Source organism: Streptomyces sp. NPDC057877 (genome assembly GCF_042796855.1).
Taxonomy (GTDB): Bacteria; Actinomycetota; Actinomycetes; order Streptomycetales; family Streptomycetaceae; genus Streptomyces.
This window is the reverse complement of the sequence record NZ_JBHVMS010000001.1, coordinates 259667-276136: the sequence shown is the minus strand read 5'-3', so window position 1 is coordinate 276136 and position 16470 is coordinate 259667. Positions and strand designations below refer to the sequence as shown.

Below are 16470 nucleotides of genomic sequence, written 5' to 3'. Positions count from 1 at the left end.
CGGGGGAAGCCGGGTTCCCCCGCCCCGGTCAGGACCGTCCGTCAGGCGTCCCCGGCGAAGTCCCACCTCCCGTGCGGCACCTCGAACACCACGAACCCCGCCTCCACCCGCACGAAGCGCGCCCCCGACGCCGCCGTCACCCGTGACCGCTCCCCGCCCGGCACATGGACCTCGGCCGTCGACCCCACCGGCACCTCCACCGACAGCCGCAGCCGCCCCTCGATCCGGGACCAGGACACCGCCGCACGGCCGCGCACCGTCCGCACCGACGTACGCGCCCAGTCCACCCCCGTACGGGCGTCCGGACGCACCACGAACGCGCCGTAACCGGCGTCACCCGGGCGCAGACCGGCCACGTTCTCGTACAGCCACTGGGCCACCGTGCCCTGGAAGTAGTGGTCGCGCGAGCGGGAGTCGAGCGGCCACATCTCCCACATGGTGTCGGCGCCCTGGGCGTGCCAGTACCCCCAGCTCGGATAGGTGCGCTGGGTCGCGACGGCGTGCGCCACGTCCGCGTGCCCGTGCGCGCACAGCACCCGCAGCAGCACGCTGGTGCCCAGGGCGCCGGTGTTGAGGTGGTGGCCGCGTTCCTCGATGTCCCGGACCAGGCTGTCGACGACGGAGGCGCGCGCACCGGGCGGCACCAGGCCGAAGGCCAGCGGAACGGCGTTGGACGTCTGCCGGTAGCCGGGGTCCCGCGCCGTGCGGTAGTGCCCCTCGGGCCCGAGGAAGGCCGCGTTGAAGGCGGACTTCAACCGCCCCGCGGCCTCCCGGTAGCGGGCCGCGGTCTGCTCCTCGCCGAGCAGGTCGCCCAGTTCCGCGGTGTGCAGCAGCGCCCGGTACAGGTACGCCGTCGCCGTCAGCCGGGTGTCCTCGGGCGGGTTGCCGCCGTAGCCGGGTGGCAGGTAGTCGCCGAGGGCGGTGACGGCCAGCCCGTCCCTGAGCCGGGCCAGCTCCCAGTCCAGGTACCGCACCAGAGGGCCCCAGTGCTCCGCCGCGGCCCGCTCGTCACCGTAGACGCGGTACATCTCCCGCACCACGAACGGGTAGACCGTCGTCCACTCCGGCGACGGCCCCAGATCCCCGTAACCCCAGCCCCCGCTCGGCACGATCACCGGCAACTGCCCCGCCTCCGTCTGGCTGTCCGCCAGATCGCCGAGCCACTTGGACAGCAGCCGGTGCACCCCGAAGGCGTACGCCATCACCGGCGCCCCGAGCTGGGCGTCGCCCGTCCAGCCGTTCTTCTCGTACATCGGGGTGTCGGTCGGGATGCCGTGCAGGTTGTTCAGCACGGTCCGCCGCATGGCGCCGTCCAGCCACTCGTAGAACGGCTCGGAGCAGCCGAAGGAACTCACCTCGTCCACCCGGGTGTGCACCACCCGCCCCAGCACCTGCTCGGGCGAGGGCCGCGCGGGCAGCCCGCTGACCTGTACGTAGCGGAAGCCCTTGTACGAGAACGAGGGCTCCCACACCTCGTCGTCCCCGCCCGCGCACACGTACTCGTCGGCCTGGAAGCGGCCCGGCACATGGCCGGTCTCGGCGTGCACACTGCCGTCGGCCGTCAGCTTCTCGCCGTGCACCAGCCGCACCACCGTGCCCTCGGCCGCGCCCCGGACGGTCAGCCGCGTCCAGCCCGCCATGGTGCGGCCCATGTCCACGACGTACACCCCGGGCCGCGGCTCGCTGATTCCCGCGGGTCTGACCGTCTCGATGATCTCGATCGGGTCGTGCGGCTGGGCGCGCAGCGTCCCGGCGGGGGCGCGCTGCACACCCGCCGCCCGCCAGCCGCTGTCGTCGAAGCCGGGCCGGGTCCATCCGGCGGGCGCCAGGCGCGCGTCATACGTCTCCCCGGCGTAGAGGGAGTTGGAGCGGGTCGGGCCCTCGGTCAGCCGCCAGTCGCCGTCGGAGACGACCGTGGTGCGCGAACCGTCCGGGTGGTCGATCTCCACCTGGGCGAGCAGCCGTGGCTCGCCGTGCCAGGGCGGCCGGTGCCAGTTCCAGACATTGGGTGTGGTCATGCCGAAGAAGCCACGGCCGAGGGCGACACCGACGGCGTTCTCCCCGCGCTCCACCAGGCCGGTCACGTCGTGCACCGCGTACAGCACGGTCTCGTCGTAGTCGGTGAACCCCGGATCGAGGACCTGCCGCCCGACCCGGCGGCCATTGATCTCCGCCTCGTAGTACGCCATCCCGCTGATGTACAGGCGCGCCCTGACGACCGGTTTCGGCACGGTGAAGCCCCGCCGCAGCAGGGGAGCGGGCTGCTCCGGCACCGCGACGGACACCCCCGACCCCCAGGGGCCCTGCCCGTACGGCGCGAGGACCGCCGCCCGCTCCCAGGCTGCGTCGTCGAAGTCCGGTAGCTGCCAGTCCTGTTGCTCGCCTGCGGCCGTACGCCAGTCGGCGCCGGTGACCAGCTCGTGCCGCGTGCCGTCGGCCGTCTCGACCAGCAGCCGCACCAGCAGCCCGCCCGGATTGACCGAGGCGCCGCCCCGGTTGGTCGCGAGCGCCGCCAGCACGACCTGCCGCCCCCCGCCCGCCGCCGCCCGCACCTGCGCGGTGACGTCCGCCGTCCGCCCCGTACGCCAGCCGTCCCGCTGCTCCGGCGCGTGCAGTACCTGCTCGCCGTCCACGTACAGCGTGAAGTCGTCATCGGCGGTGGCGACCACGGAGGCCCGCTCCACCCCGGTCCCCGGGGGCAGCGCCAGCCGCCCTCTGAACCACCGTGGCCCCACCGGCGCCGCGGAGGCGGTCGCGCCCGGCGACCAGATCCACGCCGCACCCGCCAGCGACGGAGGGGACGGCGGCGCGTCGGCTCCGATCCAGCGGGCCCGCCAGTCCTCGGCGGACAACGTTGTCTCCCACCAGCGGGCCGCACTCCACCGGGACGCCTGTCCCGCGCCGTCCCACACCCGCACCCGCCAGAAGTAGCGGGTACGCGCGTCCAGCGCGGGTCCGCCGTACGGGACTCCGACACTGCGCGGGGAGGTCACCTTCCCGGAGTCCCACACCAGCCGCCCGTCGAAGTCCGCGCGCCCGGCGGCCACCTGGACGCGGTACGCCCGCTGCCGTGCGCCGTGCCCGGGCGCCGCCAACTCCCAGGACAGCCGGGGGCGTTCGACGTCGGTGCCGAGCAACGTCGCGGCGTACTCCACGCTGGTGCGTACGATCCGCGGCCCGCCCTCTCCGGTGGCGGACGGCGTCGCGGCCCCCGCCGGTGTCCCCACGGCCAGGGCGCTGAGACCCGCCCCGGCCGTCGCCATGGTGCCCTGCAAGAAGGCCCTGCGCTTCCATCCCTGACCCATCGTCACGTCCCTTGCTCGTCCCGTCGTTGCCGACAAGGTGCTTTGAAACGATTCAATCCGGCTCTTTGGGCGGATCCTATGGAGGTTGGGCGAGGGGGACAAGAGGTGTGCGGGGCCGGGACGCGGTCGGCCGGGGCCGACCGCGAGTCACCTCGTCACCTGTGCGCGGGGCGGGGCGGAAGGCCGATGGGGTTGGGGAAGGGGATGATGCCGGAGGCGAGGACCTGGTCGGTCAGCGGGCCGAGCAGGTCGAGGAGCCGGGTCGCCTCGGCCTGGGTGAGGGCGTCGTAGGGCCGGACGGCGAGGGCGTCGGTGCGGGCCTCGACGTGGGTACGCAGGCCGCGCCCCTCGGCGGTGGGGTGTCCGTCGCTGACCAGCAGTCCCCGGGCGCGGAGGCGGTCCGCGGCCGACTGCCAGTCCTCCTCGGACCAGCCGCGGTTGTCCCGCAGGACCGCCGCGGGCACGCCCGCGCACGCGGCGAACAGCACATGGACCTCGCAGCCGTCCAGGCCCTCGGCGGTCAGCACGGCGACGTGACCGTCACCGCGGTGCTCCCGCAGCGCCGTGCTGGCCTGCCAGAGCGCGCCGACCGGGTCCTGAGGCGTGGGCAGGCCACGGTTGGCGGCGAACAACGGGCGCCCGGCGCCGTCCGCCGCGGCGACCGTCCGTTCCAGCAGCGGGACGAGCCGCGCCGCCGCGTCCGCCGCCGACGGTGCCACCCGGCGCAGTGCCGCGGTGGCCGCCTCGGAGCGGGCGCGGACCACGGCCTCGGGTGAGGCGAATCCCCAGGCGTCGGGGATGGCGCGGCGCACCTTGGCGGGGTGGAAGTTGAAGAAGGCCGCCTCCACCACACCGGCCGTCACCGCTCCCAGCGGCGCGGCCCGGCTCGCGAAGTAGCCCATCCAGAACCCGCGCAGGCCGACCTCGCGGTTCGCCTCGTGGCTCTCGGGCGCGAAGTACGTGACCGCGTGCAGGGGTTCCAGGACCTGCCAGACGGTACGGGCGAATGCTGCGTCCATGCGTGCCATCCTGCCAGGCGGCCCTGAGGCACCGGCCTGGCGGTGGACGTGACCGCACTCACCCGACGTATCCGTGACGTCACCGGCGTAGGCGCCGCCTCCGGCACGGGCGTCCGCCGGACGGGTCGGACACCGGGCGGTGCGGACGACATGACGGTTCCCGGAGGGCTCACCGCAGCTCGTCCACGTAACGGTCCGTCCCGGGAACCGTGGGGACGAACGGTGCGACGAACCGCACGGCGCCCATCTTGGTCGGCAGCACCGCGGTGTCCAGGTCCGTGAAGTGGTCGCGCCAGTGCTCGCGAGGATCGTGTTCGAGGAACCAGAGCAGGGTCAGCCGGGTCCCGACCCCTTCGACCTGTTTGACGTAGGTCATCCGGTCCAGGGGCAGCGGCGTCGGCGCGAAGACGGTCACCATCGCCGCGGGCGAGCCCGTGAGCCGCTTCGGCAGGTGGTCGTCGCGCAGCCACGCGAGGAGGTCCCCGCGCCTGTCGGGGGAGTGGGCGTCGACGACCTGGAGGACGAGGCCCGCGTAGGGGTGGTCGAGGGCATGGATGTCACGCGGGCCGCGGTCGCCGTCGCGGTAGACGGTCACCGCGTGGTCCTGGAAGGCCGTGAAGACGTGCTCGCGGTCCTGGAAGACACGCTGGTCGCGGTTGAGGCGCTTGTTGATGCTGACGGTCCACCGCATGTGGTCGTCGTAGCGGCCAGCGGTCATCCAGTAGACGGACAGGTAGCAACCTGCCGTCACGGGCCGCGCTACGGCGGAGGCCCGGGGGTAGCGGAGCAGTTGGAGATCCCTGGTGGCCACCCAGCGGCGGCCCGCGAACATCCAGGGCATGGCCATCGCACCGGCGATGTAGTGGTCGTCTTCGTACCAGCGGTTGTACTGGCGTTCGTGGCCGGGGTGCGGCTCGACCATGGTGATGAGCGCGTGCCCGAGGTCGGCGCCGTAGGGGCCGACGGCGGCCAGCTCCGCGTACAGGTGGCTGCGGGTGTCGGCTGCGTTCGTCGCGTCGTGTGTCATGCGTCCGGTCTAGCTGACGGGGCGTCATATGGGCAGAGGGATTGCGCTCGGCCCCGCCGGGAATCGTTGTAGCCGCCGTCACCGGCCTCGCCGACCACCAGGTCCAGTCCGTACTTGATCCCTGAATTAATGGTCCGGTGGCGACGGCGGGGATGGCCGGGGCGGCGGAGGTGGCAGGATGCTCGGCATGTCTGGTCGCGCGCTGAGCTTCGGAGCGGTCGCGGAAGCGTACGAACGCTTCCGTCCGGGATACCCGACGGAACTGTTCGACCTGGTGACGGCCTACGCGGGCCGTCCGCTCCACACCGCCCTCGAGATCGGCGCCGGGACCGGAAAGGCCACCCGGCTGTTCGCCCAACGGGGCGTCACGGTCACGGCGACCGACCCCGACGGTTCCATGCTCGCGGAGCTGCGCAAGCAGGTGCCGACGGGCGTCACGACCGTACGGGCCGCGCTCGAGGACCTGCGGCCCGGCAAGCGGTACGGGCTGGTCTACGCGGCGGCGGCCCTGCACTGGACGAGCCCGGAAGGCCGCTGGTCACGCGTGGCCGCGCTGCTGGAGCCGGGCGGTGTGTTCGCCTCGTTCGGCGGGCCGTTCCGGCTGGCCGACCCGGCTGTGGAGGAGGCGGTTCGCGCGGCGCGGGCACCGTTCCTGGGGAGCGACGGGATTCCGTCCCCGGACGGGACGCCTCCGGGGGACGGGATGCAGTGGCCGGGCACGGAGCTGCAACGGTCCGAGTGGTTCACCGACGTTCAACAGGCCATGGGTGAACGGCGTTTGACGATGAGCCCACGTGACTACCTGGGTCATCTCTCCACCGTCTCGGCCTACCTCGTCCTGCCGACCGCGGACCGGGAGCAGGTGTTCCGCCAGATCGCGCGGGTGCTCCCGGAGAGCGTCGAGATGACCGCCGACATCACCGTCCATCTCGCGCGTCGGCACCACGAGGACGCACGGCCAGGACCGCTTCAGCCGTAGCTGCTGGCATCCGGCCGTCTAGGGCGCCGGTCTGACAGTTCCCGCCTGCTCCGCCCCTCGGGCGACGACGGGAATGGTCAGACAGGCCCTAGCGCTCGACGGGGATGCCCAACCGGTCGGCCACGGTGGTGAGGGCGGTCCCCAGCGGGAGCGCGACCCGGGTGACGGCGTGCTGGTCGCCCCGGGTGGGGGCCAGGTTGACGATGAGTACCGGCGTCCCGCCCCGGGCCGCCTGCCGGACGAAGCGGAGCCCGGACATCACCGTCAGGGAGGACCCCAGGACCAGCAACGAGGCGGCCCCACGGACCGACTCGCGGCAGTGCTCGACCCGCCGCGGTGGAACGGCCTCGCCGAAGAACACCACGTCCGGCTTGAGGATGCCGCCGCAGACCGTGCAGGGAACCACGCGGAAGTCGCCCACCTGATCGTCGGTGAGGTCGGCGTCACCGTCCGGGTTGAGCCCCGCGGCCACCGGCGCGAAGCCCGCGTTGGCCCGCTCCAGCCGTTCGGCGAGTTCGCGGCGCGGGCTGAGGGTGCCGCAGGAGAGACAGACGACCCGCTCCAGGCTGCCGTGGAGTTCCACGACACCCTCGCTGCCAGCGGTCTGGTGCAGACCGTCGACGTTCTGGGTGATCACGCCCGACAGCAGGCCGTGCCGCCCGAACGCGGCCACGGCCCGGTGCCCGGCGTTGGGACGTGCCCGGCCGAAGGTGCGCCAGCCGAGGTGGCTGCGCGCCCAGTACCGGCGCCGGGCGTGGGCGCTGGCGGTGAAGTCCTGGTAGGTCATCGGCGTGTGGCGGCTCAGGCTCCCGCCCTCGCCCCGGTAGTCGGGAATGCCCGACTCCGTGGAGATCCCCGCGCCGCTGAGCACCAGGACACCTCCGGCGTCCAGCGCGTCGACGACCGGCTCCAGGTCCGTGGTGCCCGGCGGCAGGTCCTCGGCGGGGGTCCAGCTCAGGGTGGGGCGCATACGCATGACGCAAGGGTACGGAAGGGCGCTGGTGTCGGGCCGCTACACCGTGGGCCGTACCGGCTCGGCGGTCCGCAGGTGCTGGGCGCCCTCGGCGGCGCCGTAGGAGGAGGCGAAGGTGAACGCGCGCGGGGACGGGCCGTGCGCGTTCAGGTCCGCCAGCCGCTCCAGGGCCTCGTCGACGGTCGGGACGTGACCGGCGGGAACCCACCAGAGCACCAGGTGCGCCTGGACGTGCCGCTCGAACCACTCACGGCGCCGCCGCATCACCTCCAGGTGCCCGCTGCGGTACGTGAAGTCCCACAGGGCTTCCTGGGTCTCCCACACGGTCAGGTTGACGATCACGTCCTCACCCGCCGGGCGCAGGCCGGTGGCGTCGCCCGCGCCGTCCTCGACGAGCCGCCAGACGAACCCGGGTGCCGCGTCGGCGGCCGCGTTGACCGGGTCGAGCAGTTCGACGAACGGCGCCGTGCGCGGGTCGTCGAGGGGGTAGCGGAGGGTGGCGACGTTGAGTTGGGCGAGATGGACGGCGGGCGGGGGCGCGGCGGGCGTGGATGCGGCGGGCGTCGATGCGGTCATGGGCACATCCCAGCACGGCCCACTTTTCTATGTCAATGAGAATTGTTTTTAGAGGTCTCGGGTGTCTCGGGTGTCTCGGAAGCCTCCACCACCACGCAGCACTCTCCCGGCCGGGCGTCCATGCGCGCGCGGACGGGACCGTCCGTGCCCAGCAGTCCTTCGAGCAGCGCGAGGTTCATGCCGCACACGAGCGGCGGATAGCGTTCGGCGACGGCGTGGAAGGGGCAGTTGCGCATGCGTACGACGTCCTCTTCCCCGTCGTCCTCGCGGTGCGGTTCGTAGCCGCGGGCGGCCAGCGTCTCCATGGCCTCCCCCAGGTCGCCGCAGGGCGCCGCCGGGCCGCGCAGGGCCTCGCCGCGGCGGCGTGCGGCGGCGCAGAGCCCGGCGTCCAGCCCGGCCTCCTCGGCGGCCTCGGCGAGCAGCTCGGCGGCGGTGCGGTAGTCGCGGGCGGGCAGTGACACCGCCCGCTCGGCGCGCGCCCGCGTGTACACCTTGGCGGGGCGGCCCGCCCCCGGCCCCGAGCGGCCCGTCAGGCGACGGCTCCCGCTCTCCAGCAGTCCGGCCTCGGTCAGCCGGTCCAGATGGTGCGCGGCGAGCGTGCGCGCCACCCCGGTCGCCTCGGCGGCCTCGTTGCGGCCGACCTCGCGGCCCTGGGCCGCCACGTACTCGTACAGGCGGCGCCGTACCGGATCCTGCAAGGCCGCGATCGCGTCGATGTCCTTCACCCGGCCATTCTAGGAACAACGCGGGTTGGAGATAGAAGCGAAGGGCGGCCTCGCCCGGTGAGGGCGATGAGTCCCGCGCCGTCCGGCAGTCCGTCCTACTGTCCCGGCAGTCGGCCTTGACCGCCGAACCCCTCACGAGGAGGACCCCCGATGCGCAGCGTCACCTATTCCATGAGCACCTCACTGGACGGCTACGTCGTCGGCCCGGACGGCGGCTTCGACTGGACGGCGCCCGACGAGGAGGTCTTCCGCTTCTGGATCGACGAGATCCGGCGGGTCGGCGTCCATCTGCTGGGCCGACGGCTGTACGAGACGATGCTGTACTGGGAGACCGCCGACCAGGACCCCTCGCTCGACGACGCCGGGCGCGAGTGGACCGCCCTGTGGAATCCGCTCCCCAAGGTGGTGTTCTCCACCACCCTGTCGACGGTGCGGGGCCACGCCCGCCTGGCCTCCGGCAGCCTGGCGGAGGAGATCGAGCGGTTGCGGGCCGAGCCGGGGGAGGGTGACATCGCGATCGGCGGCGCGACCCTCGCCGCCGAGGCGGCCCGGTTGGGGCTGATCGACGAGTACCAGGTCATCGTCTACCCGGTGCTGGTCGGCGGTGGCACTCCGTTCTTCGCCCGGGACGAGCGCCGGGTGGATCTCGAACTCGTCGAGACCCGCACCTTCGCCTCGCAGTGCGTCTACCTCCGCTACCGCGTGCCGCGCTAGCCGGTTCGCCTCGGCGTGGGCGTCCGCCCGTGGCACGTCATGGCAGGGTCAGGACGCGGGGCCCCTGGCCGGTGCGGAGCCGACCTCCACCGCTTCGCCGTCACGGGCGTGGGCGCGCCCCCGGTCTTCCTCCTCGCCACGCTCGCGTCCTACCGCCGACGACTGCGCGGCGGCTGACCCCGCCCCCGACGGCCGCGCAGGCCGAAGGCGGAGACCACCGCCCCCAGCAGCACCATGACCACCGGGACGACGAGCGCGGTGCGGTAGGCGTCCAGCACCGCGGCCGGTGAGCCGTCGGCGTCGGCCGCGGCGATCCCGTACACCGCCGTCACGGCGGAGATGCCGATCGCCGAGCCGAACTGGGTGAACGTGTACAGCAGTCCACCCGCCAGCCCCTGCTCCTCCGGGGCCACGCTGTCGGTCGCCGCGATGGTGAGCGGACCGTAGGCGAAGGCGAAGGCGACGCCCGCGATGATCAGGCTCGGGAACATCGCCCCGTACGACCAGTCCATCCCGACCGGCAGGAAGAGGCCGTAGGCCACGACCGCCAGCAGGAAGCCGCCGAAGATCACCCGGCCGTTGCCGTAGCGGCGCACCAGGCGCGGGGTGAGGGTCGGCGCCAGTACGGCGTCACAGCCCATGACGACCAGCGCGACCGCGGTCTGCAGGGAGGACCAGTCGCGCAGCTCCTGGAGGTAGAGCGTGACGACGAACTGGAAGCCGAAGAACGCGCCCAGAAAGAGCAGCGCGCCGACGTCGGCCCGCACCATCGCGGCCTTGCGGAAGATCCCCAGCCGCACGAGCGGCGCCTTGGCGCGCCGTTCGACCGAGAGGAACACCGCGACCAGCGCCAGCCCGGCCGTGAGCGCGGCGAGGGTCAGCCCGAGCCCTTCGCCGCCGTGCTCGAGGCGGACGACGCCGTAGGCGAACAGCAGCATCGCGGCGGCGGCGCTGGCCGCGCCCAGGATGTCGTAGCCGTGCCGCGCGGGCTCGGGGCGGGCCTCGGGTGGCAGCAGCCGGAGCGCGGCGAGCAGGAGGGCGCCCGCCAGGAACACCGGCGCGAAGAACACCCACCGCCAGCCGAGTGCGGTCAGCAGCCCGCCGATGACCAGGCCCAGCGAGAAGCCGCCCGCGCCGACTCCGGCGAAGACCAGCAGGGCCTTGTCGCGCCGCGGCCCCTCCGGGTACGAGGTCGTGATGATCGACATGGCGGCGGGCGTCATGAAGGCCGCCGCCACGCCGGTGACGAACCGGGCCACGACCAGCATCCAGCCGTTGGTCGCGAAGCCGCCCAGCATGGAGAAGACCAGGAAGACACCCAGCCAGGTGAGGAACATCCGCCGTCGGCCCAGCAGATCGGCGGCGCGACCGCCGAGCAGGGTGAAACCGGCGTAGCCGAGCACATAGCCACTCATCACCCAGGCCGCGGTGCCGGTGGTCAGGCCGAGGTCGGCGCGGATGGTGGGGATGGCGACGGCCAGCATGGCGACGTCGCTGCCCTCGAGGAAGATCGTGCCGCAGAGGACGAGCAACAGGGCCCAGGCGCGTCGGCCCATGGGGGGCGCGGGGTCGGTGGACACGGCGGCGCTCCTCACCCGTTGCGCGGCAGGGCCACTGACGGTCTGTCAGCGGTGGCGGACGCGGTGAGGCGTCGGAGCGCGGCGTGGGCGGGCGGGCCCCAGGTGGGCTTGCCTCCTGGGCGGCCCTGCACTCCGGCGTGGCCGATGTGGACACCGGCGAGGGCGCGCAGCACCGCCCAGCCGCGGGCGCGGCGCAGGGTCGCGGCGTCCGGGGCGGGCTGGTAGGCCTTGTGGAAGAGGCCGGTGGCGCCGTCCGGCAGCAGGACCCAGCCGGCGGCGAGGTCGTAGGCCGGGTCACCCGCGAACAGGTCGCCGAAGTCGATCACGCCGCAGAAGGAGCCGTGCGCGGTCAGGACGTTGGCCGGGTGCAGATCGCCGTGGAGCCAGAGCCGCGGGCCCGCCCACTCGGGCGCGGCGGCGGCGTCCTCCCAGACCGCGCGGACGGCGTCCGGGTCGCCGGTCAACCCCAGTTCGGTGGCCGAGGAGAGCCCTCGGTCGAAGTGTTCGGCGGTGTCGGCCAGCGGGCCGCCCCGGTCCCGGCCTTCGGGCGCCCCGTCGGGGGCCGGGCGGTGCAGGGCGGTCAGGAAGGCCGCCAGGGTGACGGCCGCGTCCGCGGCGCGGGTGGCGGGGGCGCGGTCGGCGGGCTCGCCCCGTACCCAGGTGGTGACGATCCAGGGCCGTGGAAACCGTTCGGAGGGTTCACCGAGGCGCTGCGGGACGGGGACCGGGAGCGGAAGGCGCGGGGCGAGGCCGGGCAGCCAGGCGTGTTCCTTGCGCAGCAGCGCGTCGGCGGATGCCGTGGCCCAGGGCAACCGGACCGCGAGGTCGTCGCCGAGCCGCCACACCTGGTTGTCCCAGCCGAGCGCGCCGAGCCTCAGGGGGCGGTCCGCCAGGTCGGGGTGCTGCTCGCGCAGCAGGTCCCGGACCAGTTCCGCGGTGATGTCCGTCGCGTGGGCCGTCATGGGCGGCAACCGTAGTCGAGATGTTCGATCACGTAACCGGGATTTTCGATCAGCGGGCCGGACCCCGGGAAGTGGTGCGGCGGCGACGGTCACCTCCCTGGTAGCGGCGCTCCTCCGCACGGGCGACGCTGTAGGTGCACCAGTGCCCAGGAGACGAGAAGGAGTGATCTCCATGAAGACATCGCCCCCGGCCCTGGCCGTGGCACTGACCGTCTCCCTGCTGTCCGCCGGTTCCGTACCGGCCGCCGCGCTGTCGGCCCCCGCCCCCACCGTCCGAAGCGCCCCCACGACCGCGGCCGACATCTCCGCGGGGGAGTGCGTCCGGGGAGGCGGCATGATCATCATCTCGTCGAACGCGGACGGTACGAACTCGTTCACCAAGCGGTGCCAGGGCGGCGTCCACGACGGTCAGACCATCGAATGAGCTGGAGCGTACGGTCGTACACTCTCGGGTGTACGATCGTACGCATGTCGACCGACTACTTCACCGACGACCCCCGTACCCACCTGGAGCGCATGCTCGCGGGCGACCTCTACATCGCCGACGACCCGGAGATCGCCCGGCGGCAGCGGCGGGCGATGCGGCTGGCCGCCCGGTACCAGGCCACGTACCTCGAGGACGGCGAGACGGCCGGGGCGGTCCTGGCCGAGCTGCTCGGCACGGTCGGGGAGGGCGTCGAGGTGCGGCCACCGCTGTACGTCGACTACGGCAGCAACATCACCATCGGCGCCCGCACCTTCGTCAACTACCACCTCACCGCCCTGGACGTCGCCCCCATCACCATCGGCGAGGACTGCCAGATCGGACCGAACGTCCAACTCCTCACCCCCACCCACCCGGTGGAGCCGCGGCCCCGGCGCGACAAGCTCGAAGCCGCGCGGCCCATCACCATCGGGGACAACGTCTGGCTCGGCGGCGGGGCCATCGTGTGCCCCGGAGTGACCATCGGCGACAACTCCGTCATCGGCGCGGGTGCCGTGGTCACCAAGGACGTGCCCGCCAACGTCGTCGCCGTCGGCAACCCCGCCCGCGCCGTCCGGACCATCTGACGGCACATCCCATGGCCACCGGACACACCGACCCCCAGCGCCGCGACCGGATCCTCACCGCCACCCTCGACCTGATCGCCGACGAGGGCGTCACGGGCGTCTCCCACCGCAAGATCGCCACCCGTGCCGACGTCCCCCTCGGCTCGATGACCTACCACTTCACCGGCATCGACGACCTGCTGCGCCAGGCCTTCACCCGCTTCGCCGACCACATCGTGGCCGTCTTCGAACAGCACCTCGGCCCGGCGGCCGGGCCCGAGCAGGCCCGCGAAGCCGTCACCGACCTGATCCACACGCTCTCCGAAGGACCGCGCCGCGACCTCGTCCTCGCCCAGGAGCTGTACACGCTCGCGGCCCGGCACCCGGAATACCGGCTGCTCAGCCAGGAGTGGATGCACCGCAGCCGCCATCTGCTGGAGCGGCACTTCGACCCGGACACCGCCCGCCAACTGGACGCGCTGATCGAGGGCCTGACCCTGCACCGCGCCCTCGACCCCGCCCCGCACACCCGCGACCTGACCCGTGAGGCCGTCACCCGCGTCAGCACCCCGTGAGCCCCACCCGTCAGAGACCATGGAGCATGCGTCCGGACGACTGGCACCTCACCGAAGACATCGACGACTTCCTCGCCGGGGCGGGGGACTTCCTGCGCTCCCGCCCCGCCCTGCACACCACGCCGCTGACGGTCACCGAGAAGATACGCACCCAGGGCGCGGCGGCCTACGGCGGCGGTCAAGCACCCGTCCTCTACGGCCGGTTGGAGCGGGCGGGCGACGTCCACGCCGCCTTCTACCGCCTGCCGTCCCGCGGCCTGAGCGTCACCGCCCTCACCCCCGAACGGGCCGACGGCCTCGCGGCCCACCTGTCCGCCCTCGGGCACTCCCTCCCCTACGTCACCGCCGACGAGCCCACCGCCATCGCCTTCGCCGAGGCCTGGCAGCGGCACACCGGCGCGACACCCAAGCTCCGCGTCCGGCTCCACCTCTACCGCCTCGGCACCCTCACCCCGCCCGAGCCGTTCCCGGCGGGGCGGGGCCGCCTCGTCGGCGAGCACGAACACGAGCACGTGATGCGCTGGTGCCGTGGGTTCGCCGCGGACGTCGGGGAGGAGGTCGTCATCAACGCCGACACCTGGGCGGGGACGCGTTTCGCCGAGAAGCGCTACACCTTCTGGGAGACCCCCGACGGCACCCCCGTCTCCATGGCGGGCGCCAACCCCTTGGTCGGCGGCCAGGTCCGGGTGGACCCCGTCTACACCCCGGCCCAGCTGCGGGGCCACGGCTACGCCGCCGCCGTGACCGTCGCGGTGAGCCGCGCCGCGCTGGCGGCGGGCGCCAAGGAGGTCGTGCTGTACACCGACCCGGGCAACCCCACCAGCAACGCCCTCTACCAGCGCCTCGGTTACGTCCGGATCACCGACTGGGCCGTGTACGACTTCACGTAGACGCCCGCCGGTAGGCCCCGCTCAGGGCACCAGCCGCCGTTCCTTCGCCACCGCCACCGCGCCCGCCCGGGTGTCGACGCCGAGCTTGTCGTAGATGCGCCTCAGGTGCGTCTTGACCGTGGCCTCGCTGATGAACAGGGCACGGGCGATGTCCCGGTTGCCCAGACCCCGCGCCAGCTGACCGAGGATGTCGCTCTCCCGGGCGGTCAGCGTGGGGTGGGGGCTGCGCAGGCTGGCCATGACCCGGCTCGCGACCGGCGGCGAGAGCGCCGTACGGCCCTGCGCGGCGGCGTGGATCGCGGCGAACAGCTCCTCCGGGCGCTCCGCCTTGAGCAGATAGCCGGTCGCGCCCGCCTCGATGGCGCGGGTGATGTCGGCGTCGGTGTCGTACGTCGTCAGCACCAGCACATGCGGGCGGGCGCCGGGCGCGGTGGTGAGGCGGCGCGTGGTCGCGACGCCGTCGAGGCCCGCGCCCAGTTGCAGGTCCATCAGCACCACGTCCGGCGCCAGTCTCGCGGCGAGCGCGAGCGCCTCCTCCCCGGTCCCCGCCTCGCCGACGACCTCGATGTCCGGGGCGCTGTCGAGCAGCGCGAGCAGCCCGGCCCGGACCACGGCGTGGTCGTCGCAGACGAGGATGCGCACGGGGCCCGCGTGGGCTGGTTCGCTGGGCTCGGTCATCCGGGGGCCTCCAGGGGGACGACGGCGGACAGGACCGTGCCCTGGCCGGGCGCCGATTCGAGGGTCAGGGTGCCGCCGAGCTGCCGTACCCGGGCGCGCATCGCGGGCAGCCCGTGCCCGCGCCCGGCGGCCGGGGCGGCGGCCAGCGCGGCCACGTCGAAGCCGTGGCCGTCGTCGGTGACATCCAGGACGACCTGGTCGTCCAGGACCGTCAGGGTGAGCGCGGCACCGCGGGCGTCCGCGTGTTCGCGCACATTGGCCAGGGCACCCTGGGCGACGCGCAGCAGCGCGGACTCGACGCGGCCGGGCAGGGGCGGCAGCCGGGTCCGGCCGCCCTCGTCGACGGTCACGCGGACGGTGAGGCGCTCGCCGGACTCCCGCGCGGCGAGGGCCCGCAGCGCCTCGTCGAGACCGCCGCCCCGGGCGAGGTCGGCCGGGGCGAGGTCGTGCACGAAACGGCGGGCCTCGGCGAGGTTGTGCTCGGCGACGGACGCGGCGGTGCGCACATGCGCGCGCGCCCTGCCCGGGTCCGACTCCCACACCCGGTCGGCGGCCTGGAGCAGCATGCGCTGGCTGGACAGGCCCTGGGCGAGGGTGTCGTGGATCTCCATGGACAGCCGCTGGCGTTCGGCGAGGGTGCCCGCGCGGCGCTCGGACGCGGCGAGTTCGCGCCGGGTGCGCATCAGATCGTCGATCAGGGCGCGCTGGCGGGTGGTGTGCCGTTCCATCTGCAGGAACACGGCCGTCGCCAGCGCGGCGACGGCGGGCGGGGCGAGCAGCAGGTTGGGGTCGAACCGCCCGGCCAGTTCGAGCTGCGCGGCGACGACGAAGACCGTCAGGACGGTGACCAGGGCGAGCGCGGCCCGCGCGGGCAGCGTGCGCAGACCGGCGTAGAACAGCGGGACCGCGCACCAGGAGAAGCTCGGTGCCAGGACCACCAGCACCATCCACACCACGACGACCGCCGCCAGCCAGGCCGGACGCCGGGCCGCGCCACCCCGCCCGGGACCGAGGAGATGCAGCACGGCGAGCGTCACGGACAGGGCGACGATCCACGGGGTGCGGGGCTCGCCGGGGTGGCGCAGCAGGAAGCGGGCCAGGGCGCCGCCGAGCAGCAGGAAGAAGGCGGCGTGCATCACCACGCCCAGCCATCGGCTGTCGGCGTCGGCACCGTACGGCACAGTCGGCCTCGGCATGCCCGCACCACCTCCCTTCCTCTCGCGCACGGCGTCGAACTGGGCAAACACCACCATTGTCACCGGCGCGCCGGGGTACGGGGGTCAACCGATCGGATGACCCGGCCGTCCCCCGTTCCGCTCCCCGGGGCCAGCCGGATCACCGACCGCGCGGGGGCGGATCCGGGCCGAGGCTGGAGGCCGTACGAACGAACCGAGTTCGACGACCTCGACCGAGTTCGACGACCTAGACCGACTACGAC

At 73.6% G+C, this 16470-nt stretch carries 16 protein-coding genes; 6 read left to right on the top strand and 10 right to left on the bottom strand.

The window, feature by feature from the left end:
- Positions 1 to 41: 41 nt before the first annotated feature.
- From ACFVQG_RS01325 to ACFVQG_RS01315, 3 genes are all read right to left on the bottom strand, one after another.
- A complete protein-coding gene (locus ACFVQG_RS01325; protein WP_383375457.1) occupies positions 42 to 3305 on the bottom strand; it encodes a family 78 glycoside hydrolase catalytic domain in 3264 nt (1087 codons plus the stop codon).
- A gap of 155 nt (positions 3306 to 3460) precedes the next feature.
- Positions 3461 to 4324: a hypothetical protein gene (locus tag ACFVQG_RS01320; RefSeq protein ID WP_383375455.1), complete on the bottom strand. Its 864-nt coding sequence runs from the start codon at positions 4322 to 4324 to the stop codon at positions 3461 to 3463.
- 169 nt (positions 4325 to 4493) lie between these two features.
- Positions 4494 to 5351: a hypothetical protein gene (locus tag ACFVQG_RS01315; RefSeq protein ID WP_383375453.1), complete on the bottom strand. Its 858-nt coding sequence runs from the start codon at positions 5349 to 5351 to the stop codon at positions 4494 to 4496.
- 187 nt (positions 5352 to 5538) lie between these two features.
- Between ACFVQG_RS01315 and ACFVQG_RS01310 the strand changes: the two genes are divergently transcribed.
- Positions 5539 to 6330, top strand: a complete 792-nt coding sequence (locus tag ACFVQG_RS01310) for a class I SAM-dependent methyltransferase (protein ID WP_383375451.1) — start codon at positions 5539 to 5541, stop codon at positions 6328 to 6330.
- 88 nt (positions 6331 to 6418) lie between these two features.
- On the opposite strand, the gene ACFVQG_RS01305 is transcribed toward ACFVQG_RS01310, so the two are convergent.
- The 3 genes from ACFVQG_RS01305 to ACFVQG_RS01295 are packed head-to-tail and all read right to left on the bottom strand — an operon-like array spanning position 6419 to position 8604.
- A complete protein-coding gene (locus ACFVQG_RS01305; RefSeq protein WP_383375449.1) occupies positions 6419 to 7306 on the bottom strand; it encodes an NAD-dependent protein deacetylase in 888 nt (295 codons plus the stop codon).
- A 36-nt stretch (positions 7307 to 7342) separates the two neighbouring features.
- Positions 7343 to 7879 (bottom strand): DUF3291 domain-containing protein, encoded by a 537-nt coding sequence (locus tag ACFVQG_RS01300; protein WP_383375447.1) that lies wholly within the window; start codon positions 7877 to 7879, stop codon positions 7343 to 7345.
- 32 nt (positions 7880 to 7911) lie between these two features.
- The gene (locus ACFVQG_RS01295) at positions 7912 to 8604 is read right to left on the bottom strand and encodes a helix-turn-helix transcriptional regulator (protein WP_383375445.1); all 693 of its coding nucleotides are present in this window, start codon (positions 8602 to 8604) and stop codon (positions 7912 to 7914) included.
- A 150-nt stretch (positions 8605 to 8754) separates the two neighbouring features.
- Here ACFVQG_RS01295 and ACFVQG_RS01290 point away from each other — a divergent pair, with 150 nt between their 5' ends.
- On the top strand, positions 8755 to 9318 hold the full coding sequence (locus ACFVQG_RS01290; RefSeq protein WP_383375443.1) for a dihydrofolate reductase family protein: 564 nt from the start codon (positions 8755 to 8757) through the stop codon (positions 9316 to 9318).
- Positions 9319 to 9467: 149 nt separating this feature from the next.
- Here the strand turns inward: ACFVQG_RS01290 and ACFVQG_RS01285 are convergent, their stop codons facing one another.
- Both ACFVQG_RS01285 and ACFVQG_RS01280 read right to left on the bottom strand, forming a co-directional pair.
- On the bottom strand, positions 9468 to 10874 hold the full coding sequence (locus ACFVQG_RS01285) for an MFS transporter (RefSeq protein WP_383376488.1): 1407 nt from the start codon (positions 10872 to 10874) through the stop codon (positions 9468 to 9470).
- A gap of 35 nt (positions 10875 to 10909) precedes the next feature.
- Entirely contained in the window at positions 10910 to 11860 is a 951-nt protein-coding gene (locus ACFVQG_RS01280) for an aminoglycoside phosphotransferase family protein (RefSeq protein ID WP_383375441.1), read from the bottom strand.
- A gap of 172 nt (positions 11861 to 12032) precedes the next feature.
- On the opposite strand from ACFVQG_RS01280, the gene ACFVQG_RS01275 reads away from it, so the two are divergent.
- The 4 genes from ACFVQG_RS01275 to ACFVQG_RS01260 are packed head-to-tail and all read left to right on the top strand — an operon-like array spanning position 12033 to position 14354.
- On the top strand, positions 12033 to 12284 hold the full coding sequence (locus ACFVQG_RS01275; protein WP_383375439.1) for a hypothetical protein: 252 nt from the start codon (positions 12033 to 12035) through the stop codon (positions 12282 to 12284).
- Between the two features lie 44 nt (positions 12285 to 12328).
- Positions 12329 to 12910 (top strand): sugar O-acetyltransferase, encoded by a 582-nt coding sequence (locus ACFVQG_RS01270; protein WP_383375437.1) that lies wholly within the window; start codon positions 12329 to 12331, stop codon positions 12908 to 12910.
- Positions 12911 to 12921: 11 nt separating this feature from the next.
- A complete protein-coding gene (locus ACFVQG_RS01265) occupies positions 12922 to 13464 on the top strand; it encodes a TetR/AcrR family transcriptional regulator (protein ID WP_383375435.1) in 543 nt (180 codons plus the stop codon).
- A 26-nt stretch (positions 13465 to 13490) separates the two neighbouring features.
- Positions 13491 to 14354 (top strand): GNAT family N-acetyltransferase, encoded by an 864-nt coding sequence (locus ACFVQG_RS01260; RefSeq protein WP_383375433.1) that lies wholly within the window; start codon positions 13491 to 13493, stop codon positions 14352 to 14354.
- A 21-nt stretch (positions 14355 to 14375) separates the two neighbouring features.
- Here the strand turns inward: ACFVQG_RS01260 and ACFVQG_RS01255 are convergent, their stop codons facing one another.
- On the bottom strand, positions 14376 to 15032 hold the full coding sequence (locus tag ACFVQG_RS01255) for a response regulator (RefSeq protein WP_383375431.1): 657 nt from the start codon (positions 15030 to 15032) through the stop codon (positions 14376 to 14378).
- A complete protein-coding gene (locus ACFVQG_RS01250; protein WP_383375429.1) occupies positions 15029 to 16228 on the bottom strand; it encodes a sensor histidine kinase in 1200 nt (399 codons plus the stop codon). The genes ACFVQG_RS01255 and ACFVQG_RS01250 overlap by 4 nt, the downstream gene beginning before the upstream one ends.
- Between the last annotated feature and the right edge of the window lie 242 nt (positions 16229 to 16470).

What these genes read in the sequence shown, in the direction of transcription:
- ACFVQG_RS01275 (WP_383375439.1), top strand. Translation starts at nt 12,033, where the DNA reads ATGAAGACATCGCCCCCGGCCCTGGCCGTGGCACTGACCGTCTCCCTG.
- ACFVQG_RS01300 (WP_383375447.1), bottom strand. Translation starts at nt 7,879, where the DNA reads ATGACCGCATCGACGCCCGCCGCATCCACGCCCGCCGCGCCCCCGCCC.
- ACFVQG_RS01310 (WP_383375451.1), top strand. Translation starts at nt 5,539, where the DNA reads ATGTCTGGTCGCGCGCTGAGCTTCGGAGCGGTCGCGGAAGCGTACGAA.
- ACFVQG_RS01290 (WP_383375443.1), top strand. Translation starts at nt 8,755, where the DNA reads ATGCGCAGCGTCACCTATTCCATGAGCACCTCACTGGACGGCTACGTC.
- ACFVQG_RS01325 (WP_383375457.1), bottom strand. Translation starts at nt 3,305, where the DNA reads ATGGGTCAGGGATGGAAGCGCAGGGCCTTCTTGCAGGGCACCATGGCG.
- ACFVQG_RS01265 (WP_383375435.1), top strand. Translation starts at nt 12,922, where the DNA reads ATGGCCACCGGACACACCGACCCCCAGCGCCGCGACCGGATCCTCACC.
- ACFVQG_RS01270 (WP_383375437.1), top strand. Translation starts at nt 12,329, where the DNA reads ATGTCGACCGACTACTTCACCGACGACCCCCGTACCCACCTGGAGCGC.
- ACFVQG_RS01285 (WP_383376488.1), bottom strand. Translation starts at nt 10,874, where the DNA reads ATGGGCCGACGCGCCTGGGCCCTGTTGCTCGTCCTCTGCGGCACGATC.
- ACFVQG_RS01305 (WP_383375449.1), bottom strand. Translation starts at nt 7,306, where the DNA reads ATGCGTATGCGCCCCACCCTGAGCTGGACCCCCGCCGAGGACCTGCCG.
- ACFVQG_RS01250 (WP_383375429.1), bottom strand. Translation starts at nt 16,228, where the DNA reads ATGCCGAGGCCGACTGTGCCGTACGGTGCCGACGCCGACAGCCGATGG.
- ACFVQG_RS01255 (WP_383375431.1), bottom strand. Translation starts at nt 15,032, where the DNA reads ATGACCGAGCCCAGCGAACCAGCCCACGCGGGCCCCGTGCGCATCCTC.
- ACFVQG_RS01320 (WP_383375455.1), bottom strand. Translation starts at nt 4,324, where the DNA reads ATGGACGCAGCATTCGCCCGTACCGTCTGGCAGGTCCTGGAACCCCTG.
- ACFVQG_RS01315 (WP_383375453.1), bottom strand. Translation starts at nt 5,351, where the DNA reads ATGACACACGACGCGACGAACGCAGCCGACACCCGCAGCCACCTGTAC.
- ACFVQG_RS01260 (WP_383375433.1), top strand. Translation starts at nt 13,491, where the DNA reads ATGCGTCCGGACGACTGGCACCTCACCGAAGACATCGACGACTTCCTC.
- ACFVQG_RS01280 (WP_383375441.1), bottom strand. Translation starts at nt 11,860, where the DNA reads ATGACGGCCCACGCGACGGACATCACCGCGGAACTGGTCCGGGACCTG.